The sequence below is a fragment of the Streptomyces griseorubiginosus genome, assembly GCF_017614965.1.
In the GTDB taxonomy this organism is placed as follows: Bacteria; Actinomycetota; Actinomycetes; order Streptomycetales; family Streptomycetaceae; genus Streptomyces; species Streptomyces griseorubiginosus_B.
Map to the genome: position 1 here is coordinate 15126 of NZ_WVUG01000011.1, position 21550 is coordinate 36675.

31 protein-coding genes are annotated in these 21550 nt (G+C 66.8%); 4 read left to right on the forward strand and 27 right to left on the reverse strand.

Annotation, left to right across the window (positions count from 1 at the left end):
- Nucleotides 1–3 precede the first annotated feature (3 nt).
- From GRC12_RS03725 to GRC12_RS03740, 4 genes are all read left to right on the forward strand, one after another.
- Nucleotides 4–1209: a glycoside hydrolase family 113 gene (locus GRC12_RS03725; RefSeq protein WP_308286466.1), complete on the forward strand. Its 1206-nt coding sequence runs from the start codon at nucleotides 4–6 to the stop codon at nucleotides 1207–1209.
- Between the two features lie 16 nt (nucleotides 1210–1225).
- Nucleotides 1226–2326, forward strand: coding sequence for a nucleotidyltransferase family protein (locus tag GRC12_RS03730; RefSeq protein WP_208777371.1), 1101 nt, complete (start codon nucleotides 1226–1228; stop codon nucleotides 2324–2326).
- 35 nt (nucleotides 2327–2361) lie between these two features.
- Nucleotides 2362–4389 (forward strand): acyltransferase family protein, encoded by a 2028-nt coding sequence (locus tag GRC12_RS03735; protein ID WP_308286467.1) that lies wholly within the window; start codon nucleotides 2362–2364, stop codon nucleotides 4387–4389.
- Between the two features lie 69 nt (nucleotides 4390–4458).
- Nucleotides 4459–5664, forward strand: a complete 1206-nt coding sequence (locus GRC12_RS03740; protein WP_208777373.1) for a right-handed parallel beta-helix repeat-containing protein — start codon at nucleotides 4459–4461, stop codon at nucleotides 5662–5664.
- A 70-nt stretch (nucleotides 5665–5734) separates the two neighbouring features.
- Here GRC12_RS03740 and truA read toward each other — a convergent pair whose 3' ends face one another.
- The 27 genes from truA to rplB form a co-directional block, all read right to left on the reverse strand.
- Nucleotides 5735–6592 (reverse strand): tRNA pseudouridine(38-40) synthase TruA, encoded by an 858-nt coding sequence (truA, locus tag GRC12_RS03745; RefSeq protein ID WP_208777374.1) that lies wholly within the window; start codon nucleotides 6590–6592, stop codon nucleotides 5735–5737.
- 169 nt (nucleotides 6593–6761) lie between these two features.
- Complete coding sequence (rplQ, locus tag GRC12_RS03750) at nucleotides 6762–7271, reverse strand: 50S ribosomal protein L17 (protein ID WP_208777375.1); 510 nt, start codon at nucleotides 7269–7271, stop codon at nucleotides 6762–6764.
- Between the two features lie 115 nt (nucleotides 7272–7386).
- Complete coding sequence (locus GRC12_RS03755) at nucleotides 7387–8409, reverse strand: DNA-directed RNA polymerase subunit alpha (RefSeq protein ID WP_003966937.1); 1023 nt, start codon at nucleotides 8407–8409, stop codon at nucleotides 7387–7389.
- A 457-nt stretch (nucleotides 8410–8866) separates the two neighbouring features.
- Nucleotides 8867–9271 carry a 30S ribosomal protein S11 gene (gene rpsK / locus GRC12_RS03760; RefSeq protein ID WP_003956432.1) on the reverse strand — a complete coding sequence of 135 codons (405 nt, stop codon included), beginning with the start codon at nucleotides 9269–9271 and terminating at the stop codon, nucleotides 8867–8869.
- Nucleotides 9272–9331: 60 nt separating this feature from the next.
- Nucleotides 9332–9712 (reverse strand): 30S ribosomal protein S13, encoded by a 381-nt coding sequence (gene rpsM / locus GRC12_RS03765; protein WP_020135802.1) that lies wholly within the window; start codon nucleotides 9710–9712, stop codon nucleotides 9332–9334.
- Nucleotides 9713–9904: 192 nt separating this feature from the next.
- Complete coding sequence (rpmJ, locus tag GRC12_RS03770) at nucleotides 9905–10018, reverse strand: 50S ribosomal protein L36 (protein WP_003998809.1); 114 nt, start codon at nucleotides 10016–10018, stop codon at nucleotides 9905–9907.
- 29 nt (nucleotides 10019–10047) lie between these two features.
- The gene (gene infA / locus GRC12_RS03775) at nucleotides 10048–10269 is read right to left on the reverse strand and encodes a translation initiation factor IF-1 (protein WP_003948620.1); all 222 of its coding nucleotides are present in this window, start codon (nucleotides 10267–10269) and stop codon (nucleotides 10048–10050) included.
- Between the two features lie 209 nt (nucleotides 10270–10478).
- Nucleotides 10479–11315, reverse strand: a complete 837-nt coding sequence (gene map / locus GRC12_RS03780) for a type I methionyl aminopeptidase (RefSeq protein WP_208777376.1) — start codon at nucleotides 11313–11315, stop codon at nucleotides 10479–10481.
- Nucleotides 11316–11421: 106 nt separating this feature from the next.
- On the reverse strand, nucleotides 11422–12084 hold the full coding sequence (locus GRC12_RS03785) for an adenylate kinase (RefSeq protein WP_133043284.1): 663 nt from the start codon (nucleotides 12082–12084) through the stop codon (nucleotides 11422–11424).
- Nucleotides 12084–13397: a preprotein translocase subunit SecY gene (gene secY, locus GRC12_RS03790; RefSeq protein ID WP_208777377.1), complete on the reverse strand. Its 1314-nt coding sequence runs from the start codon at nucleotides 13395–13397 to the stop codon at nucleotides 12084–12086. Before secY ends, GRC12_RS03785 begins: the two co-directional genes overlap by 1 nt.
- Nucleotides 13398–13585: 188 nt before the next feature.
- Entirely contained in the window at nucleotides 13586–14041 is a 456-nt protein-coding gene (gene rplO, locus GRC12_RS03795) for a 50S ribosomal protein L15 (protein ID WP_133043286.1), read from the reverse strand.
- Nucleotides 14042–14043: 2 nt separating this feature from the next.
- Nucleotides 14044–14226 (reverse strand): 50S ribosomal protein L30, encoded by a 183-nt coding sequence (rpmD, locus tag GRC12_RS03800; protein WP_003998814.1) that lies wholly within the window; start codon nucleotides 14224–14226, stop codon nucleotides 14044–14046.
- A gap of 2 nt (nucleotides 14227–14228) precedes the next feature.
- Complete coding sequence (rpsE, locus tag GRC12_RS03805) at nucleotides 14229–14834, reverse strand: 30S ribosomal protein S5 (RefSeq protein WP_019753099.1); 606 nt, start codon at nucleotides 14832–14834, stop codon at nucleotides 14229–14231.
- A gap of 36 nt (nucleotides 14835–14870) precedes the next feature.
- A complete protein-coding gene (gene rplR / locus GRC12_RS03810; protein WP_208777378.1) occupies nucleotides 14871–15254 on the reverse strand; it encodes a 50S ribosomal protein L18 in 384 nt (127 codons plus the stop codon).
- A gap of 3 nt (nucleotides 15255–15257) precedes the next feature.
- Nucleotides 15258–15797, reverse strand: a complete 540-nt coding sequence (rplF, locus tag GRC12_RS03815) for a 50S ribosomal protein L6 (protein WP_208777379.1) — start codon at nucleotides 15795–15797, stop codon at nucleotides 15258–15260.
- Between the two features lie 24 nt (nucleotides 15798–15821).
- Nucleotides 15822–16220, reverse strand: a complete 399-nt coding sequence (gene rpsH / locus GRC12_RS03820) for a 30S ribosomal protein S8 (RefSeq protein ID WP_007494756.1) — start codon at nucleotides 16218–16220, stop codon at nucleotides 15822–15824.
- 213 nt (nucleotides 16221–16433) lie between these two features.
- On the reverse strand, nucleotides 16434–16619 hold the full coding sequence (locus GRC12_RS03825) for a type Z 30S ribosomal protein S14 (protein WP_003948630.1): 186 nt from the start codon (nucleotides 16617–16619) through the stop codon (nucleotides 16434–16436).
- 5 nt (nucleotides 16620–16624) lie between these two features.
- Nucleotides 16625–17182 carry a 50S ribosomal protein L5 gene (gene rplE, locus GRC12_RS03830; RefSeq protein WP_020135807.1) on the reverse strand — a complete coding sequence of 186 codons (558 nt, stop codon included), beginning with the start codon at nucleotides 17180–17182 and terminating at the stop codon, nucleotides 16625–16627.
- Nucleotides 17182–17505 (reverse strand): 50S ribosomal protein L24, encoded by a 324-nt coding sequence (gene rplX, locus GRC12_RS03835; RefSeq protein ID WP_086726220.1) that lies wholly within the window; start codon nucleotides 17503–17505, stop codon nucleotides 17182–17184. The genes rplE and rplX overlap by 1 nt, the downstream gene beginning before the upstream one ends.
- A 2-nt stretch (nucleotides 17506–17507) precedes the next feature.
- The gene (gene rplN / locus GRC12_RS03840; RefSeq protein WP_003998823.1) at nucleotides 17508–17876 is read right to left on the reverse strand and encodes a 50S ribosomal protein L14; all 369 of its coding nucleotides are present in this window, start codon (nucleotides 17874–17876) and stop codon (nucleotides 17508–17510) included.
- A 377-nt stretch (nucleotides 17877–18253) separates the two neighbouring features.
- Nucleotides 18254–18541 carry a 30S ribosomal protein S17 gene (rpsQ, locus tag GRC12_RS03845; protein WP_007384073.1) on the reverse strand — a complete coding sequence of 96 codons (288 nt, stop codon included), beginning with the start codon at nucleotides 18539–18541 and terminating at the stop codon, nucleotides 18254–18256.
- Nucleotides 18541–18765, reverse strand: coding sequence for a 50S ribosomal protein L29 (gene rpmC / locus GRC12_RS03850; RefSeq protein WP_007494763.1), 225 nt, complete (start codon nucleotides 18763–18765; stop codon nucleotides 18541–18543). Before rpmC ends, rpsQ begins: the two co-directional genes overlap by 1 nt.
- Nucleotides 18765–19184, reverse strand: coding sequence for a 50S ribosomal protein L16 (rplP, locus tag GRC12_RS03855; RefSeq protein ID WP_007494765.1), 420 nt, complete (start codon nucleotides 19182–19184; stop codon nucleotides 18765–18767). The genes rpmC and rplP overlap by 1 nt, the downstream gene beginning before the upstream one ends.
- Nucleotides 19185–19189: 5 nt before the next feature.
- Nucleotides 19190–20014 (reverse strand): 30S ribosomal protein S3, encoded by an 825-nt coding sequence (rpsC, locus tag GRC12_RS03860; RefSeq protein ID WP_094215512.1) that lies wholly within the window; start codon nucleotides 20012–20014, stop codon nucleotides 19190–19192.
- Nucleotides 20014–20361: a 50S ribosomal protein L22 gene (gene rplV / locus GRC12_RS03865; RefSeq protein ID WP_019329637.1), complete on the reverse strand. Its 348-nt coding sequence runs from the start codon at nucleotides 20359–20361 to the stop codon at nucleotides 20014–20016. The genes rpsC and rplV overlap by 1 nt, the downstream gene beginning before the upstream one ends.
- Before the next feature lie 45 nt (nucleotides 20362–20406).
- On the reverse strand, nucleotides 20407–20688 hold the full coding sequence (gene rpsS / locus GRC12_RS03870; RefSeq protein ID WP_004984529.1) for a 30S ribosomal protein S19: 282 nt from the start codon (nucleotides 20686–20688) through the stop codon (nucleotides 20407–20409).
- Between the two features lie 12 nt (nucleotides 20689–20700).
- Nucleotides 20701–21537, reverse strand: coding sequence for a 50S ribosomal protein L2 (rplB, locus tag GRC12_RS03875; protein ID WP_208777380.1), 837 nt, complete (start codon nucleotides 21535–21537; stop codon nucleotides 20701–20703).
- Between the last annotated feature and the right edge of the window lie 13 nt (nucleotides 21538–21550).

The window sequence follows — 21550 nt, forward strand, 5'->3', positions numbered from 1 at the left end:
CCGGTGACCGTGCTCACCCTCGTCCTCGGCAGCCCCTTCATCCTCGGCAACCACCCGGTGCGCTGGGAGTCCGGCTCCGCCCTGCCCAAGATCGTGATCGGCGACGAGAAGGAGTCCAAGAGTCCGTCCGGCCACAAGTCCGGTACGGTGACCGCCTCCTCCCCCTCCAAATCGGCGTCCTCCGCCACCGACGCACTCCAGGTCGCCAAGGCCTGGAAGCCGGGCATGCCGCAGTGGGGCGTCCAGCTCTACTGGGAGGAGGAGAAGACGAAACGATCCGACACCTTCATCGAGAAGCAGGCGCGCAAGCAGGCCAAGTACCTGATCGGCCTGGGCGCCAACTCGGTCTCCGTGTCCTTCCCCTTCTTCATCCAGAACTCCACCTCCGACACGCTCACGGCCGAGACCAAGACGCCTTCCCCCGAGCGGCTCCAGAAGGTGTTGAAGGTGTTCAAGGACGCCGGCTTCCGCACCCAGGTCCGCCCGATCCTGGACGAGGGGACCCTCAAGCCGACCAAGCACTGGCGCGGCGACATCGATCCCGCCTCCCGCTCCGTCTGGTTCGCCTCGTACAAGAAGTTCCTCACCCCCTACCTCCGGGTCGCCGACGAAGCGAAGGCCAACACCTTCGTGATCGGCACGGAACTCAACTCCCTGGAGGGCGACGTGGGCTGGGAGCCCCTGGTCACCTACGCCGAGAAGAACTTCTCCGGCGAGATCTCCTACAACGCCAACTGGGACAACTACGTCAACGGCCGGATCAACATGCCGGTCAACCACCTCGGCGTGGACGCCTACTTCCCGGTCAAGGTGCCGGACACGGCACCCGTCTCGGACCTGGTGAAGGGCTGGAACACCTGGCTGGACCGCAAGGCCACGGGTCCGTTGCCCAAGATCCTCGTCTCCGAGACGGGCATCGGCGCCATGAACGGCGCCTACCACGCCCCCGGCGACTTCTACGCCCGGCGGACCGTCAACCCCCAGGTGCAGGCCAACTGGTACAAGGCGGTCTGCAAGGTCGTCGAGGAGCGCAAGATGCAGGGCATCTACTGGTGGTCGCTCTGGTTCGACGACGACCCGAACTCCAAGCCCGACGACAAGGTTGCCTCCCGGCTGGACTTCGCCGGACGCCCCCTCTCCGAGGCGGCCATCAAGTCCTGCTTCACCTCTGACTACGCGGGACCCGGCACCGCCACCACCACCAGCTGACCGAGCGGAGGCAATCATGCAAGAAGCCATTGTCCTGGTGGGCGGCAAGGGAACACGCCTGCGCCCGCTGACCAACCACACCCCGAAGCCGCTGCTCAGCGTGGCCGGCACGTCCTTCATCCGGCACCAGATCGCCAAGCTGATGGACGCAGGCGTCGAGCACGTGGTGTTCGCCACCTCGTATCTCGCCAGTCTCTTCGAGGAGGAGTTCCAGGACTTCTCCCAGGACCTGGAGATCTCCTACGCCGTCGAGGAGGTCCCGCTCGGCACGGGCGGGGCGATCCGCAACGCCGGACGCCTGCTCCGGGGCACCTCGGCCGACGCGCCGGTGCTGATCCTCAACGGCGACATCCTGTCCGGCGTCGACCTGCGCGCCGTCCTCGATCGGCACCAGGACCGCGAGGCGGACGTGACCCTGCACCTCACCAGGGTCCCCGACCCGCGCGCCTTCGGACTCGTCCCCACCGACGACTCCGACCGGGTGCTCTCCTTCCTGGAGAAGCCCAAGACACCCGAGGAGTGCGTCACCGACCAGATCAACGCCGGCTGCTACGTCTTCCGCCGGTCCGTGCTGGACGCCATCCCGGCCGACCGCGAGGTCTCCGTCGAGCAGGAGACCTTCCCGCAGCTCGTCGCCGCGGGCCGACGCGTGTTCGGACACACCACCGAGGACTACTGGCGCGACCTCGGTACGCCGCTGGCCTTCGTGCGCGGCTCCGCCGACCTGGTCACCGGCCGGACGACCTCGCCTCTCGTGCCCACACACGGCGACGCCCTGATCCACCGCACGGCCACCGTCGACCCGACCGCCCGTGTCACGGGCGGCTCGACGATCGGCCCCGGCGCCGTCGTCGGCCCCCACGCCGTCATCGATCGGTCCATCATCGGCGCGAACGTCACAGTGGCCGAGGCCGCGCGGATCCACGAGTCCGTGGTGGACCACGACTCCTCGATCGGCAGCGAGTCCTTCCTGCGCGAGGTCGTCGTGGGCTGCCACTCGCACGTCGGCGCCCAGAACGAGCTGCCCGCCCAGCTGCGGCTGTCGTGCGGCATCCGCATTCCCGCCCAAGGTGTGCGCGTCAGCGGTACGGCTGTCGCCTGCCCGACGGTCCACTGAAGTCGCCGGCCCGCCCGGAAAGTTACTGGAGAACCGTGACCCGCCACCGATCATCGGCCGCCGCCCCGACGGAGCGTCTACGCAAGTACCGGCCGGACATTCAGGGCCTGCGCGCCGTGGCCATCATGATGGTCGTCAGCATGCACTGCGGCATCCTCGACATCCACGGCGGCGTGGATGTCAGCTTCGTACTCAGCGGCTTCCTTATCGGCAGCCAGCTGCTGGCCGAGATCGACAAGACAGGCAAGGTCTCGCTGACCAAGTTCTGGGCACGCCGGTTCCGGCGGCTGACCCCGCCCATGGCCATCGTCATCGTCGGCACCGCCGCCCTGGCATGGCTGTACGGCAGCCCGCTGAGGTTCCGCACCTACATCGAGGACGGCCTCAGCGCCTCCCTCAGCTTCCTGAACTGGCGCCTCGTCGAGAACGGCACCGACTACTTCGCCAACGACGGGTCCCAGACCCCGTACCAGCACTTCTGGTCGCTGGGCATCGAGGAGCAGTTCTACCTCGCCGCCCCGATCCTCCTCGTCGTGCTGGTCTGGGTCAGCCGCAAGATCTTCCGCAACCGTGCTCTGGTGGCGCTGTTCCTGACGGCCGTGATCGCCGGCTCGTTCTACCTGGGCTGGAAGAAGACCTCCGAGAACCAGCCCCTCGCGTACTTCAGCACGCACACCCGGATCTGGGAGATCACCTGCGGAGTGCTGCTCGCCCTCGCCGCCACGCAGGTCTCCCGTATGAACACCGGAGTCGCCGCGGTCGTCTCGTGGCTGGGGCTGACCACCGTGCTCGTCACGGCGTCGCTCATCTCCAGCACGACACCGCTGCCCGGCTACGCGGTGGCCGGCCCGGTCATCGGTGCCGTCATGGTGATCGCCGGTGGCTGCGCCAATCCCCGGTTCGGCGTGGAACGGCTGTTGGACAATCCCGTCCTCGACTTCGTCGGCAACGTCAGCTACGGCTGGTACCTGACGCACTGGCCGCTCCTGGTGCTCTGGCCGTCCATCACCGACCGGGACTTCACGTTCGAGGAGCGGATGCGTGTCGTCGTCCTGTCCTTCTTGGCGGCCGTCGTCCTGCACTACGCGGTCGAGCGCAGGTTCAAGAAGAACGTGTCGCTGCTGGACCGCCCCTGGAAGGGCGTCTTCACCGGCGGATTCACCACCGCTGGGACGGCCGGGGCGATGGTCCTGGCCACGATCATCCCGCTGAACCTGGCGACCTCATCCTCCTCGAGCACGGTCGCGGCCGGGTACACCGACAAAACGTCGGTCGAGAAAGCCACGCAGCGCACGCAGCTCTCAGCGGCCGCGCAGGGCGGCCTGCAAAGCGCGCCCAAGAACCTGGCCACGCGCGGCTGCATCGACAACTTCGACGTGGCGAAGTTCGTGATGCGCGACGGCTGTGTCGCCGGCGACCCGAAGGGCTCGAAGACCCTGGTCCTGATGGGCGACTCCCACGCCTGGCAGTGGAACGACCTCTACGACGTCATCGGCAAGGATCTCGGCGTCCGAGTGGTGACCATGGCGAAGGGCGGCTGTCCACCGCAGACCTACCGCATCGTCAATCCCCAGCTGGGCCGCGAGTACACCGAGTGCGACAGCTGGCGCCGGTCCGCCTTCGCGGAGCTCAAGAAGATCCACCCGGACGTCATCGTCATCGCCGACCGAGTGCGTGGTGAGGCGAACCGGGCCGGGGCCGAGGCCTCGTTCAAGGTGCTCAAGGACACCGGCGCCAAGCTCGTCTACATGACGGACACCCCGGAGCCCGGCCAGAACATCCCGGACTGTCTCGCCACCCACATCGACAAGATCACTCTCTGCAACCGCCAGCAGTGGCAGGCGCTGGAGTACACGCGGTTCCGCACCATGGAGCGGGAAGTGGCCGAGAAGTACGGCGCGGAGATCATCGACACGACGCCCGCGTTCTGCGCAGCGGGCGTGTGCCCGGCGGTCATCGGCGACCAGATCGTCTACTTCGACAACAGCCACATCACGTCGTCGTACTCGAAGACCCTGAAGCCCTTCCTCGAGCCCACTCTGAAGGAGTTCCTGGCCGGCTGACCCCGCCCGGAAAGTAATGGCCAAGCGCCTGCTCTCGGCCCTCACTGATCATGCTCTTGGGAGACCTGCATGTCCTGGAACTCGCGACGCTCCGTCCTCAGATCGGCCCTGGGAGTGGGCGGTGCCGCTGTCGCCGCCACAACGATCTCCGCCGGTGACGCCGTCGCCGCGCCAGCGGACGCGGGATGGGTGAACGTCAAGGACCACGGCGCCAAGGGAGACGGCACCACCGACGACACCGCAGCGCTCCAGGCGGCGCTGGACGCCTGCCAGCCGGGGAACATCGCCGTGCTCCCGGCGGGGGTGTACCGCACGAGCGCTCCTCTGCGCATCGGCCCGTACGTGACCCTCCAGGGTTCGCACGCCGGAGGCGAGTCCCAGCCGGGCGACCAGAACCCGGTGGTCGGCATTCGCCCCCTCCCGTCATTCAAGGGAAACGCCGTCGTCGAGGTCCTGGACCAGCAGCTGGGGGGTTATTCCCTCAAGGCCAACGCGCAGCGCATCTTCTCCCTGAGCATCGACGGTTCCGATCTGCCTCGCACCGGAGCGGAGATCGACGGCATCCGCGCGACCGGGCAGATCCAGCACATGCAACTCCGGGACGTCCATGTCCGCGCCGTCACCGGCATCGGAGTAAATACCTGGTACAACTTCAACGCCACGGGCGGCCCTCAGGCACCGTTCTGCCTGCACTACGACCGCGTCTCCGTCCTGTGGACCGGCTCGCACGGCATCGTGCTGAACAACTCCACCGACTCCGACTTCCACGACGTGTACGTCCTGGGTGTCGGGGGGTGTGGCTGGTGGATGTCGGGCGCGGGCAACTCCTCCTTCACAAGCTGCCGAGCGGAGTGGTCGAAGCTGCACGGATTCGACATCGAGTCCGTGCCCGGTGTGATCAAGATGGTCGCCTGCTCCACCGACCGGAACGGCTGGCACGGCATGTACGTCCACGCGACGGACACCACCGGGGTGCTTCTGCTGTCAGCCACGCAGCTCACCCGGGACGGCAAGAACGGCGGGTCCGGTGGCGGCGGGTACGCGGGACTGGGTGTCGCGAGTTCCCAGTGCAAGGTAATGGCCGACGGCCTGGTCGTCCTCACGGGCAAGGACGACGACGGAACGGGAGTGGCAAGCCCTCAGTACGGTGTGAAGGCCGACAACTCGGCCTACGTCGTGGTCAACTCAGGCCACCTTCAGGGAGTCACGTCCCCGTGGCAGAGCGGCTCCGGCAACACGAAGTTCGTGAAGGGCACGCTTGTGGGCACGGGCTGAGAGCACACCGTTCCCGGACACCACCAACCCCAGCACGTGGGGCGGCCCCGGCCAGGAGCGGGACTCCCCGTCAGCACCCGCCGCACCCCGGCAACGACCGCTTGTTGCGCGCCTCCCTGCTGCGCGCGGCCAGCAACTCGTCCGCCGGATACCCGACTTCCTCCAGCGTCAGCCCGTGCGGCCGTACGACGTGCACCGCCGAGTCCCGTACGCCGGCGGCCAGCACCTTGGCCGGCCAGTCCGGCCCGCGGTGGCCGTCCCCCACGAACAGCAACGCCCCGATCAGCGAGCGCACCATGTTGTGGCAGAAGGCGTCGGCCCGCACGGTGGCCGTGATGATCCCGTCCGCCCCGCGCTCCAGGCTCAGCTCCTGCAGCGTACGGATGGTGGTGGCCCCCTCCCGCCGCTTGCAGTAGGCGGCGAAGTCGTGCTCCCCCAGCAGTCCCCGGGCCGCCTCGTTCATGGCGTCGACGTCGAGCGCCCAGTCGTGCCACAGCACATGGTTGCGCAGCAGCGGGTCCACTCCCCCGGGGTTGTCCGTCACCCGGTACGCATAGCGCCGCCAGACGGCCGAGAAACGGGCGTTGAAGCCCTGGGGCGCCTCCCTGAGCGCCCACACCCGCACATCCCGCGGCAGCCGCCCGGCGAGCCGCTTCAGCAGCTTCTCGTGATGCTCACGCCAGACCGCCTCCGGCAGATCCACATGCGCCACCTGCCCCCGCGCGTGCACCCCGGCATCGGTCCGCCCGGCCACGGTCAACTCGTACGAGACGTCCCCCGACCGCGTGACGGTCCGCAGAGCATCCTCGATCTCCCCCTGCACGGTCCGCCGCCCCCCGGCCTGCCTGGCCCACCCGGAGAACTCGCTCCCGTCATAGGACAGGTCGAGACGGACACGTACATAACCGGGCTCTACTTCATCACTCACCCAGAAATCCTCTCAAAACACAAAAGCGGGCCCGCCCCTAGAAAGGAACGGACCCGCTAACGCGCCCCGTAAGGGGCGCGGGGCTGTGTTCATTTGCGGCTACCGCCGCGCGAGCGCGATCAGCCACCACGAACCCACAGCCGCAAGCCGAACAGCACCCCGCAGACGCTTACGCGTCCTTGGTCTCCTCGGCGGAGCCCTCGGCGTCCTTGGTCACATCGACCTTGGTCTCCTCGGCAACCGGAGCGGCAGCGGCCTCCGCGTCCTTGGCGGCACGCTTCGTCGCGGCCTCCGCCTCACCCGTGGCCTGCTGCGCAACCGTCAGCGCCTCGACCAGCTCGATGACAGCCATGGGCGCGTTGTCGCCACGGCGGTTACCGATCTTGGTGATGCGGGTGTAGCCACCCGGACGGTTCTCGTAGCGCGGGCCGATCTCGGTGAAGAGCGTGTGGACGACGCTCTTGTCCGTGATGACCTGCAGCACCTGGCGGCGGTTGTGAAGGTCGCCCTTCTTCGCCTTGGTGACCAGACGCTCGGCGTACGGGCGCAGGCGGCGGGCCTTCGCCTCGGTGGTGGTGATACGGCCGTGCTCGAACAGCGACTTCGCGAGGTTCGCGAGGAGCAGCTTCTCGTGCGCGGCGCTGCCGCCCAGACGGGCACCCTTGGTGGGCTTCGGCATTGTTCTTCTCCTGTGTGTCTGCCCCGGCCGTATCAGGTACCGGGGTCAGGAACCCGATGAGCGGACGCTCACCGGCATCAACCGATCAGGTACTGCTCAGCACTGTTGGTGCTGCTCAGTACTGCTCGGTCTCCACGAAACCCGCGTCCGCGTCGTCGTCGGCACCGAAGGCGTCGGCGGCGGCGGTCGGGTCGAATCCGGGCGGGCTGTCCTTCAGGGCCAGGCCCATGCCGGCCAGCTTCGCCTTGACCTCGTCGATGGACTTCGCACCGAAGTTGCGGATGTCCAGGAGGTCGGCCTCGGAACGGGCCACGAGCTCACCCACGGAGTGGATGCCCTCGCGCTTGAGGCAGTTGTAGGAACGGACCGTGAGCTCGAGCTCCTCGATCGGGAGCGCGAGGTCCGCGGCCAGGGCGGCGTCCGTCGGGGACGGGCCCATGTCGATGCCCTCGGCGTCGATGTTCAGCTCGCGGGCGAGACCGAACAGCTCGACCAGGGTCTTACCGGCGGAGGCCATGGCGTCACGGGGACGCATCGCCTGCTTGGTCTCGACGTCGACGATCAGCTTGTCGAAGTCGGTGCGCTGCTCGACACGCGTGGCCTCGACCTTGTACGTGACCTTCAGCACCGGGCTGTAGATGGAGTCGACCGGGATACGGCCGATCTCCTGGCCCACCTGCTTGTTCTGCACGGCGGAGACATAACCGCGGCCACGCTCGACCGTGAGCTCCATCTCCAGCTTGCCCTTGCCGTTGAGCGTGGCGAGGACCAGGTCGGGGTTGTGCACCTCGACACCGGCCGGGGGCGCGATGTCGGCGGCGGTGACCAGACCCGGGCCCTGCTTGCGCAGGTACATCACGACCGGCTCGTCGTGCTCCGAGGAGACGACCAGCTGCTTGATGTTGAGGATCAGGTCGGTGACGTCCTCCTTGACGCCCGGCACGGTGGTGAACTCGTGCAGGACGCCGTCGATGCGGATGCTGGTGACAGCGGCACCGGGGATCGACGACAGGAGGGTGCGGCGGAGGGAGTTGCCGAGGGTGTAGCCGAAGCCCGGCTCCAGCGGCTCGATCACGAACCGGGAGCGGAACTCGTCGACGACCTCTTCGGTCAACGAGGGACGCTGAGCGATCAGCATGTGTGGATCAGATCCTTCTTTCGTGGACGCCCGCTATTTGACGCCCGACGGAAACCACCCCCGGTAAAAGGGACGGGTACTGCAAGGGTACGGGCGATACGGCCCTTGCAGAGCCGTACCGCCCGAAACCAAGCCTGCGCGAAGCAGCCGTACGTCAGACGCGACGACGCTTGGGCGGACGGCAGCCGTACTGCGACATGTGGGGGATAACCCCCACACCCCCAGCCGGAAGCCGCACGACCGTGAGCCCTCGCGTCAGACGCGACGACGCTTCGGCGGACGGCAGCCGTACTGCGACATGTGGGGGATAACCCCCACACCCCCAGCCGGAAGCCGCACGACCGTGAGCCCTCGCGTCAGACGCGACGACGCTTGGGCGGACGGCAGCCGTACTGCGACATGTGGGGGATAACCCCCACACCCCCAGCCGGAAGCCGCACGACCGTGAGCCCTCGCGTCAGACGCGACGACGCTTGGGCGGACGGCAGCCGTTGTGCGGGGTCGGGGTGACGTCCTGGATGGAGCCGACCTCGAGGCCCGTGGCCTGCAGGGAGCGGATGGCGGTCTCACGACCGGAACCCGGGCCCTTGACGAACACGTCGACCTTGCGCATGCCGTGCTCCTGGGCGCGGCGGGCAGCCGACTCGGCGGCCATCTGCGCGGCGAACGGCGTGGACTTCCGGGAGCCCTTGAAGCCGACGTGGCCGGCGGAGGCCCAGGAGATCACGTTGCCGGACGGGTCCGTGATGGAGACGATCGTGTTGTTGAACGTGCTCTTGATGTGCGCGTGGCCGTGAGCGACGTTCTTCTTTTCCTTGCGGCGCACCTTCTTGGCAGCGCCCTGACGACCCTTGGGGGGCATGTAGAAATCTCCTACGGGAGGTGGTCGGTCCTACGGCAGCTGGTGGGACCGCTGCGAGGACTACTTCTTGCCCGGCTTCTTCTTGCCGGCGATGGCGCGACGCGGGCCCTTGCGGGTGCGGGCGTTGGTGCTGGTGCGCTGACCGCGGACGGGCAGACCACGACGGTGACGGAGACCCTGGTAGCAGCCGATCTCGACCTTGCGGCGGATGTCGGCCTGGATCTCGCGACGGAGGTCACCCTCGGTCTTGATGTTGTTGTCCACGTACTCGCGGATCGCGACGAGCTGCTCTTCGCTCAGGTCACGAACACGGGTGTTCGGGTCGATGCCCGTCTCCGCCAGCGTCTGCTGGGAGAGCGTCCGGCCGATGCCGAACACGTAGGTGAGGGCGACCTCCACGCGCTTTTCGCGCGGGATGTCAACACCGGAAACGCGTGCCATTCAATGGCTCCTGGTGGTCTTCGGAGGTCTTCCACAGAATCGGTTCCCGGCCGCCGTATCAGGTACGAACCGGGTCCCCGGCCTCCGAACCGGGGGTGTCAGGCGGGCGCTCGCCCTCCTGGATCCTGCGTATGAACATATTCAGCTCGCGTCGCGCGAAGCCCTGCGAAACCGCAGAGGGAGGTCGTTACGTCAGCCCTGGCGCTGCTTGTGGCGCGGGTTCTCGCAGATGACCATGACCCGGCCGTGACGGCGGATCACCCTGCACTTGTCGCAGATCTTCTTGACGCTCGGCTTGACCTTCATGGGATCGAGGTTCTCCGAGTCAGAGGGATCTACTTGTAGCGGTAGACGATCCGGCCACGCGTCAGGTCGTACGGAGACAGCTCCACCACGACCCGGTCGTCAGGGAGGATGCGGATGTAGTGCATACGCATCTTGCCGCTGATGTGTGCCAGGACCTGGTGGCCGTTCTGGAGCTCGACCTTGAACATGGCGTTCGGAAGAGACTCGACGACAGTGCCCTCGATCTCGATGGCACCTTGCTTCTTGGCCACGCTTCGCCCTTCGAATCGACTACCTTGATCGACTCTCCCGCTGTGCCCCTGAGGGCGCATGCGGACATGCGGATGCACGAGAGCCGACGAGTCAGTCTACGTCAGCGCATCCCGAAAGACGAATTCACTGCGGTTCCACGGCCTTCTCATGACGATGCCCCACCCGTCGGCATGGTATGCACGACGGACGGGGCGATCGGCGTCGCTTCTCAGCCCAGCGGGTCCGGCGCCGCCGTGACCCCGTGTTCCGCCAGCTTGGCCTTGCCGCCGTCCGGGGCCGTGAGGACCAGGGGGCCCTGCTCGGTCAGGGCGACCGAGTGTTCCCAGTGCGAGGACCAGGTGCCGTCCGTGGTGATGACCGTCCAGTCGTCGGAGAGGACCTCGGTCTTCGGGGTGCCCAAGGAGACCATCGGCTCGATGGCGAGGCAGAAGCCCGGGACCAGCTTGGGGCCCTTGCCTCGGCGGCGGTCGACGTAGTTCAGCAGGTGCGGGTCCATGTGCATCTCGGTCCCGATGCCGTGGCCGCCGTAGTCCTCGATGATCCCGTACTTGCCGCCGCCCGGCTTCGGCTGGCGGCGGATGTACGTCTCGATCGCCCGGGAGACGTCGACCAGCCGGTTGCCCTGCTTCATGGCCGCGATGCCGGCCCACATCGACTCCTCGGTCACCCGGGAGAGCTCGATCAGTTCGGGAGCGTGGCCCGAGCCCACGAAGGCGGTGTAGGCCGCGTCCCCGTGCCAGCCGTCGACGATCGCGCCGCAGTCGATGGAGATGATGTCGCCGTCCTTGAGGACCACGTCCTCGGACGGGATGCCGTGGACGACGACCTCGTTGACGGAGGTGCAGATCGTCGCCGGGAAGCCGCCGTAACCGAGGAAGTTGGGCTTGGCGTTGTGCTCGGCGAGCACCTTGCGCGCGACCTCGTCCAGATCCTTGGTGCTGGCTCCGGGCACCGCCGCCTCACGGGTGGCCGCGTGGATGGCGGCGACGACCAGCCCCGCCTCCCGCATCTTGGCGATCTGCTCGGGGCTCTTGATCTGCACCATGGGGGCCTGCGCTCTCCGTCTACTGCTCAACTGCGTCAACCGGTTACCAACACAACAGTACGGCCGTGACGCCCTCTCGGGTGCCACGGCCGTGACTGGCTGACGGCTACTTGCCGTCGTCCTCGCGCTTGAGGGCCTCCAGCGCCCGCTGCGTGACCTCGTCCACCGGGCCGAGGGACGAGATCGTGACGACCAGGCCCTGCGACTTGTAGTAGTCGATGATCGGCTCGGTCTGCGTGTGGTAGACCTCGAGCCGGGTGCGGACCGTTTCCTCCGAGTCGTCGTCCCGCTGGTACAGCTCACCGCCGCAGACGTCGCAGACGCCCTCCTTCTTCGGCGGGCTGTACGTCACGTGGAAGACGTGCGAGGAGTCGTTGCGGCAGATACGGCGGCCGGCGATCCGCTTGACGACCTCTTCCTCGGGGACTTCGAGGTCGAGTACCGCGTCCAGCTTGATGGCCTCGGTCTTCAGCAGCTCGTCCAGCGCCTCGGCCTGCGAGACATTGCGCGGGAAACCGTCGAGCAGGAAGCCGCCCTCGGCGTCCGGCTGCTCCATGCGGTCCTTCGCCATCGCGATGGTGACCTCGTCGGGGACGAGATTGCCGGCGTCCATGTAGGACTTCGCGAGTTTCCCGAGCTCCGTCTGCTGGCTGATGTTGGCCCGGAACAGGTCGCCCGTGGAGATGTGCGGGATGCGCAGTTTCTCGGCAAGGCGAACGGCTTGCGTTCCCTTGCCGGCTCCCGGCGGCCCGACGAGGACGATTCGCATCAGCGGAGGAACCCTTCGTAATTGCGCTGCTGGAGCTGGCTCTCGATCTGCTTCACCGTCTCGAGACCCACACCCACGATGATCAGGATGCTCGTCCCGCCGAAGGGGAAGTTACCGGTTGCCCCGAACCCGACCAACGCCATCGTTGGAACGAGAGCGATCAGACCCAGATACAGCGAACCCGGCCAGGTGATCCGGTTGAGCACGTAACTCAGGTACTCAGCGGTCGGTCGGCCAGCCCGGATGCCCGGGATGAAGCCACCATACTTCTTCATGTTGTCGGCGACTTCCTCGGGGTTGAAGGAGATCGCCACATAGAAGAACGCGAAGAAAACGATCAGCAAGAAGTAGCTGACCAGGTAGATCGGGTGGTCACCCTTGGTCAGGTTGTCGTTGATCCAGACCTTCCAGCTGGAGTTCCCGCCGGAGAACTGCGCGACCAGCGCCGGGATGTAGAGCAGCGACGAAGCGAAGATGACGGGGATCACACCCGCCTGGTTGACCTTCAGCGGAATGTACGTCGACGTACCGCCGTAGGAACGACGGCCGATCATGCGCTTCGCGTACTGCACCGGGATCCGGCGCTGGGCCTGCTCGACGAAGACGACCAGACCGACCATGACCAGGCCGACGAGGATGACGGTGCAGAACTCGATCCAGCCGTCGGCGAGCTTGCCCTGCTTCTTGATGGCCCACAGCGCGGACGGGAAGGTCGCCGCGATCGAGATGAACATCAGGATCGACATGCCGTTGCCGATGCCGCGGTCGGTGATGAGCTCACCGAGCCACATGACGACGGCGGTGCCGGCCGTCATGCAGATGACCATCGTGATGGTGGTGAAGATCGAGCGGTCCGGCACGATCTGGCTGCCGACCGAGCACTGGCCGAAGAGCGCGCCGCTGCGGGCGGTGGCCACCAGGCCGGTGCCCTGCAGGATGGCGAGGGCCACCGTCAGGTAACGGGTGTACTGCGTGATCTTCGCGGTACCCGCCTGGCCCTCCTTCTTCAGGGCCTCCAGGCGCGGGATCACCACGGTCAGCAGCTGCAGGATGATGCTCGCCGTGATGTACGGCATGATGCCGAGCGCGAAGATCGTGATCTGCAGCAGCGCGCCACCGCTGAACATGTTGATCATGCCGAAGAGCCCCTGGTTGCCAGAGGCCTCCTTTACGCACTGCTGAACAGACGTGTAGTCGACGCCAGGGATCGGAATGTGGGTACCGACCCGGTAGACCACGATGATGCCCAGCGTGAAGAGCAGCTTCTTGCGCAGGTCGGGCGTTTTGAACGCCCGGGCGAACGCGGTGAGCACGGTGCCTCCTGCGACCCCCGCGCAACTGCGTCAAGGGTGACGGTCTTGAGGTTCGACGGATACGAATAACGAACGGTGCAGGCTACCTTACCGGCGGCACAGCTCCCCGTGGAACGACCAACCGGGGATACCCCTTTGTGGGATATCCCCGGTCGGGATCGTTCATGTCATCGAGCGATCGCCTGGTGTCAGACGAGCTCGGTGACGGTGCCGCCGGCGGCGGTGATCTTCTCCTTGGCGGAACCGGAGACGGCGTCGACCGTCACCTGCAGCGCCACGGAGATCTCGCCCTGGCCGAGGACCTTGACGAGCGCGTTCTTGCGAACGGCGCCCTTGGCCACCAGACCCTCGACGGTGACCTCGCCACCCTCGGGGTAGAGCGAGGCCAGCTTGTCGAGGTTCACGACCTGGTACTCGGTCTTGAACGGGTTCTTGAAGCCCTTCAGCTTCGGAAGACGCATGTGGAGGGGCATCTGCCCACCCTCGAAGCGCTCCGGAACCTGGTAGCGGGCCTTGGTGCCCTTGGTACCACGACCGGCCGTCTTACCCTTCGACGCCTCACCACGACCGACACGGGTCTTGGCGGTCTTGGCGCCCGGGGCGGGACGGAGGTTGTGGATCTTGAGCGGGTTGTTCTCCGCCATGATCAGTCGACCTCCTCGACCGTCACGAGGTGGCGGACGGTGTGCACCATGCCGCGGAACTCGGGGCGGTCCTCCTTGACGACCACGGTGTTGATCCCCTTGAGACCAAGCGACCGCAGGGTGTCACGGTGGTTCTGCTTGCTGCCGATGTAGGACTTGACCTGCGTAATCTTGAGCTGCGCCATGATTACGCACCCGCCCCGGCACGCGCACGGAGAAGAGCCGCGGGAGCGACGTCCTCGAGCGGCAGACCACGGCGGGCCGCGATCTCCTCGGGACGCTGCAGACCCTTCAGGGCCTCCACGGTCGCGTGCACGATGTTGATCGCGTTGTCGGAGCCGAGCGACTTCGACAGCACGTCGTGGATACCGGCGCACTCGAGCACGGCACGCACCGGACCACCGGCGATAACACCGGTACCGGGGGACGCGGGCTTGAGCAGCACGACGCCGGCAGCCTTCTCACCCTGGATGGGGTGCGGGATGGTGCCCTGGATACGGGGGACCTTGAAGAAGTGCTTCTTGGCCTCCTCAACGCCCTTGGCGATGGCGGCCGGCACCTCCTTGGCCTTGCCGTAACCGACACCCACGGTGCCGTCACCGTCGCCCACCACGACCAGCGCGGTGAAGCTGAAGCGACGACCACCCTTCACAACCTTGGCGACGCGGTTGATCGCGACGACGCGCTCAACGTACGCGGTCTTCTCGGCGGCAGCAGCGCCGCCGTCACGGCCCTTCCGGTCCCGCCGCTCGCCGCCACCGGCACCGCTTCCGCGGCGCTGGGGTCCAGCCATTGGATTACCTCTCTCTTTCCGCTAGCTACAAGCGGCTCAGAACTTGAGCCCGGCCTCGCGGGCGGCGTCCGCCAGGGCGGCGATGCGCCCGGCGTACTGGTTGCCACCACGGTCGAACACGACGGCCTCGACACCGGCGGCCTTGGCACGCTCGGCGACCAGGGCGCCGACCTGCTTGGCCTGCGCGGACTTGTCGCCCTCGCCACCGCGGATCGACGTGTCCAGCGTGGACGCCGAAGCCAGGGTGTGGCCCTTGAGGTCGTCGATCACCTGCGCCACGATGTGGCGGTTCGAGCGGGTCACGACCAGACGGGGACGCTCCGCCGTACCGGACACCTTCTTGCGGATCCGGATGTGGCGGCGCTTGATCGCGGCGCGCTTGTAGGCGTCGCCCTTGAGGATCTTCTGCCCGTATGCCATGGCTTACTTACCCGCCTTTCCGACCTTGCGGCGGATGACTTCGCCCTCGTACTTGACGCCCTTGGCCTTGTACGGGTCGGGCTTGCGCAGCTTGCGGATGTTGGCCGCAACCTCGCCGACCTTCTGCTTGTCGATGCCCTCGACCGAGAAGCGGGTCGGGGTCTCCACCTTGAAGGTGATGCCCTCGGGCGCCTCGACGGTGATCGGGTGGCTGTAGCCGAGCGCGAACTCGAGGTTCGAACCCTTGGCCGTCACGCGGTAACCGACACCGCTGATCTCGAGCTTCTTCACGTAACCCTGGGTCACGCCGGTGATCATGTTCGCCACCAGCGTGCGGGACAGGCCGTGCAGGGCCTTGTTCTGACGCTCGTCGTTGGGGCGGGTGACGTTGAGCACGCCGTCCTCACCCTTGGCGATGTCGATCGGCGATGCGACGGTGTGGGTCAGCGAGCCCTTGGGGCCCTTGACCGAAACCGTACGGCCGTCGATGGTGACGTCCACGCCGGCGGGAACCGCGATGGGGAGCTTGCCGATGCGCGACATAGCTGTTTCCTCCGTTCCCTTCCGCTACCAGACGTAGGCGAGGACTTCCCCACCCACGCCCTTCTTGCCGGCCTGCTTGTCGGTCAGGAGACCGTGCGACGTGGAGATGATCGCCACGCCGAGGCCACCGAGGACCTTGGGCAGGTTGGTGGACTTCGCGTACACCCGGAGACCGGGCTTGGAGATCCGCTTGATGCCCGCGATGGAGCGCTCACGGTTCGGGCCGAACTTCAGCTCGAGGACGAGGTTCTTGCCGACCTCGGCGTCCTCGATCTTCCAGCCCGTGATGAAGCCCTCCTGCTGGAGGATCTCCGCGATGTGAGACTTGATCTTGGACGCCGGCATCGTCACGGAGTCGTGGTACGCCGAGTTCGCGTTCCGCAGACGCGTCAGCATGTCTGCGATCGGATCAGTCATGGTCATGAATTGGCCTTCGGCCTCTCTCGCCGGGGTTTCCAGGTGCCCATCCCTCTCCTCGATCCGAGACGAGGCGGGTGCGGTGCGGTGGACCTACGGCGTAGTAAGTCGTACGGGCAGTCGTCAGACGCCCAACCCTCCAAGCCTAAGCCATGGAGGGATGGGCCCCTGACCAAACCCTTTGCTTACCGAGAGCTTCAGGTATCCCCAAGTAGGGGATTACCAGGAGCTCTTGGTCACGCCCGGCAGCTCGCCACGGTGAGCCATCTCACGAAGGCACACGCGGCACAGGCCGAACTTGCGGTACACGGAGTGCGGACGGCCGCAGCGCTGGCAGCGGGTGTAGCCACGCACACCGAACTTGGGCTTGCGAGCAGCCTTGGCAATCAGAGCCTTCTTCGCCATCTCGCTCACGCCTCCTTGAACGGGAAGCCGAGGTGACGAAGGAGCGCGCGGCCCTCAGCGTCGTTGGTCGCCGTGGTGACCACGGTGATGTCCATGCCCCGGGTACGGTCGATCTTGTCCTGGTCGATCTCGTGGAACATGACCTGCTCCGTGAGACCGAAGGTGTAGTTGCCACGGCCGTCGAACTGCTTGGGGGACAGACCGCGGAAGTCGCGGATGCGCGGGAGCGCGAGCGACAGGGTGCGGTCCAGGAACTCCCACATGCGGTCGCCACGGAGCGTGACGTGGGCACCGATCGGCTGACCCTCGCGCAGCTTGAACTGCGCGATGGACTTGCGGGCCTTGGTGACGGCCGGCTTCTGACCGGTGATGGTGGTCAGGTCGCGGATCGCGCCCTCGATCAGCTTCGAGTCACGGGCGGCGTCGCCGACACCCATGTTGACCACGATCTTCACGAGACCGGGGATCTGCATGACGTTCTCGTACTTGAACTCGTCACGCAGCTTGCCCGCGATCTCCTCGCGGTACTTCGTCTTGAGACGCGGAGTGGTGGTGGTAGCCATCAGATGTCCTCACCCGTCCGCTTGGCAACGCGGATCTTGTTGCCCTCGTCGTCGAAGCGGTAACCGACACGCGTGACGACCTTCTGGCCGTCCTTCTCAACGACCAGCTGGACGTTGGAGACGTGGATCGGCGCCTCGGTCGTGACGATGCCGCCGGCCTGCGAACCGCTGGCGGTCGGACCGGCCTTGGTGTGCTTCTTGACCCGGTTGACACCCTCGACCAGGACGCGCTCCTCGCGCGGGTAAGCGGCAATGACCTTGCCCTGCTTGCCCTTGTCCTTGCCGGTGATGACCTGAACCAGGTCGCCCTTCTTGATCTTCATGCTTACAGCACCTCCGGAGCCAGCGAGATGATCTTCATGAACTTCTTCTCGCGCAGCTCACGCCCGACCGGGCCGAAGATGCGGGTGCCGCGAGGGTCGCCGTCGTTCTTCAGAATGACGGCGGCGTTCTCGTCGAAGCGGATGTACGAGCCGTCCGGACGGCGGCGCTCCTTGACGGTGCGAACGATGACCGCCTTGACGACGTCACCCTTCTTCACGTTGCCACCGGGGATCGCGTCCTTGACGGTGGCGACGATGACGTCACCGATGCCCGCGTAGCGGCGACCGGAGCCACCGAGCACACGGATGCAAAGGATCTCCTTCGCACCAGTGTTGTCGGCGACACGCAGTCGCGACTCCTGCTGGATCACGTCTATCTCCTGTTTGTCTGCCGGTTCCCTCCGGGGTTGAACCGGAGAGCCTGGCGGAACCGTCCTGCGGGGGTTGCTCCGCAGGAATTACTTGCGCCTCTCGAGGCGGAAACCCTGTCGCCGGGGGCGGACTCGCGCGCCGGAGCGCGGGGCCACCGATGGCCGCGGACCGTCCGGCCGGGCGCCGCGAGTCGCCTCGCGGGCCGGCCGGTGGCCTGGCATCGGCCTCCGGGACCTCGCCCGTCGGCCGAGGCCGGGGGCGATGTCCCAGCGCCGGGGCGCCACCCACCCGGCCCCTGGGGGCCGGGGGGCGAAGCCCCCAGCGGGTGCCGGGGCGGGAGCCCCGGCGGGGGCAGCTGGGGCGGAGCCCCGCTTGATTACTTCGCCTTCTCGAGGATCTCGACGACGCGCCAGCGCTTCGTCGCGGACAGCGGCCGGGTCTCCGCGAGGAGGACACGGTCGCCGACACCCGCGGCGTTCTGCTCGTCGTGCGCCTTGAGCTTGTTCGTACGGCGGATGACCTTGCCGTACAGCGCGTGCTTCACGCGGTCCTCGACGGCGACGACGACGGTCTTGTCCATCTTGTCGCTGACGACCAGACCCTCACGGGTCTTGCGGAAGCCGCGCGCCTCTGCAGTCTGCTCAGTCACGTTGCTCTCACTCATCAGGCGTTCTCCACCGTTTCGATGCCCAGCTCACGCTCGCGCATCAGGGTGTAGATCCGCGCGATGTCCTTGCGGACCGCCTTCAGACGGCCATGGTTCTCGAGCTGACCGGTCGCCGCCTGGAAGCGGAGGTTGAACAGCTCTTCCTTGGCCTCGCGGAGCTTCGCCAGAAGCTCCTCGTTGCCCAGCTCGCGCAGCTCGGACGCCTTGGTACCGGCCGACATCACGCTTCACCTGCCTCGCGCTTGACGATCCGGCACTTCATCGGCAGCTTGTGGGCCGCACGGGTCAGCGCCTCACGGGCGATCTTCTCGTTGGGGTACGACAGCTCGAACATCACGCGTCCGGGCTTGACGTTGGCGATCCACCACTCAGGAGAACCCTTACCGGAACCCATGCGGGTCTCGGCGGGCTTCTTGGTGAGCGGACGGTCCGGGTAGATGTTGATCCAGACCTTGCCACCACGCTTGATGTGACGCGTCATGGCGATACGAGCGGCCTCGATCTGACGGTTCGTCACATACGCCGGGGTGAGCGCCTGGATGCCGTACTCGCCGAACGCAACCGTCGTGCCACCCTTGGCAGCGCCGCTGCGTCCGGGGTGGTGCTGCTTGCGGTGCTTGACCCTACGGGGGATCAGCATGTCGGTCAGGCCTCCGTTCCGGTGCTCTCAGCCGGAGCGGACGCGGGAGCCTCGGCCTTGGGGGCCTCGGCGCCGGCAGCCTGCTGCGGCTTGCGACCGCGCCGCTCGCCACCACGGCCACCACGGGCCGGGCGGTCGGCACCGCCACCGCGAGCCGGGCGGTTACCCGCACGGGCGGCAGCGTTCTCGGCGCGGACCTCGGCGATGTTCTTGACGTCGCCCTTGTAGATCCAGACCTTCACACCGATGCGGCCGAAGGTCGTCTTGGCCTCGAAGAAGCCGTAGTCCACGTTCGCGCGGAGCGTGTGCAGGGGCACGCGGCCCTCGCGGTAGAACTCCGAGCGGGACATCTCGGCGCCGCCGAGGCGGCCGCCGCACTGGATCTTGATGCCCTTGGCGCCGGCCTTCATGGCGGACTGCATGCTCTTGCGCATGGCCCGACGGAAGGAGACGCGGGAGGAGAGCTGCTCGGCGACGGCCTGAGCGACCAGCTGAGCGTCCGTCTCGGGGTTCTTGACCTCGAGGATGTTCAGCTGGACCTGCTTGCCCGTGAGCTTCTCGAGGTCGCCGCGGATGCGGTCGGCCTCGGCGCCACGGCGGCCGATGACGATGCCCGGACGAGCGGTGTGGATGTCCACACGCACGCGGTCACGGGTGCGCTCGATCTCCACCTTGGAGATGCCGGCGCGCTCCATGCCGGACGTCATCATCCGACGGATGGCGACGTCTTCCTTGACGTAGTCCTTGTAGAGCTTGTCGGCGTACCAACGCGACTTGAAGTCGGTGGTGACACCGAGCCGGAACCCGTGCGGGTTTACCTTCTGGCCCATTACCGGGTTCCTTCCTTGCTGCTGACGACCACGGTGATGTGGCTGGTCCGCTTGCGGATCCGGTAGGCACGGCCCTGGGCACGCGGACGGAACCGCTTCAGGGTCGGGCCCTCGTCGACGTAGGCCTCGGAGATGTAGAGGCTGTCGGCGTCGGTGTGGTCGTAGTTGTGCGCGGCGTTGGCGATGGCGCTGTCGAGCACCTTGCCGACGGGCACGGAGGCTGCCTGCGGAGCGAATCGCAGAACAGCCTGGGCCTCCGTGGCGTCCATGCCACGGATGAGGTCCACCACACGGCGGGCCTTCATGGGCGTGACGCGGATGTACCGCGCCTGGGCCCTGGCTTCCATGGTTGTCCCTTCAGAGTTACTTACGTGTCTGAATGCGATCCGCTGCTAGCGGCGCTTCGACTTCCGGTCTTCCTTGACGTGACCCCGGAAGGTGCGCGTCGGCGAGAACTCGCCGAGCTTGTGGCCGACCATCGACTCGGTGACGAACACCGGGATGTGGGTCTTGCCGTTGTGCACCGCGATCGTGTGGCCGAGCATGGCCGGGACGATCATCGAGCGACGGGACCAGGTCTTGATGACGTTCTTGGTGCCGGCTTCGTTCTGGGCGTCCACCTTCTTGATCAGGTGGTCGTCGACGAAGGGCCCCTTCTTGAGACTGCGCGGCATCTAAACCCGCTCCTAGCGCTTCTTGTTCGTCTTGCGGCGGCGGACGATGTACTTGTTGCTCGCCTTCTTGGGAGCACGAGTACGACCCTCCTTCTGACCCCAGGGGCTGACCGGGTGGCGACCACCGGAGGTCTTGCCCTCACCACCACCGTGGGGGTGGTCAACCGGGTTCATCGCCACACCGCGAACGGTCGGGCGGACGCCCAGCCAGCGCTTGCGGCCGGCCTTGCCCCAGTTGATGTTGCTCTGCTCGGCGTTGCCGACCTCGCCGACCGTGGCGCGGCAGCGCTGGTCGACCAGGCGGATCTCACCGGACGGCATGCGGAGGTGGGCCATCGAGCCCTCCTTCGCGAGCAGCTGCACGGAGGCACCGGCGGAGCGGGCGAACTTGGCGCCGCCGCCCGGACGAAGCTCCACGGAGTGGATCGTCGTACCGACCGGGATGTTGCGCAGCGCCAGGTTGTTGCCGGGCTTGATGTCGGCGCCCGGACCGTTCTCGATCCGGTCGCCCTGGGTCAGACCCTTCGGCGCCAGGATGTAGCGCTTCTCGCCGTCCGCGTAGTGGAGCAGCGCGATGCGCGCGGTGCGGTTGGGGTCGTACTCGATGTGCGCGACCTTCGCCGGCACGCCGTCCTTGTCGTGACGACGGAAGTCGATCACGCGGTAGGCGCGCTTGTGTCCGCCACCCTGGTGGCGAACGGTCACACGACCGGCGTTGTTACGGCCGCCCTTGCTGTGCAGGGGGCGGACCAGCGACTTCTCCGGCGTGGACCGCGTGACCTCGACGAAGTCGGCGACGCTGGAACCACGACGGCCCGGCGTAGTCGGCTTGTACTTGCGGATTCCCATTTCTCAGTCCTCG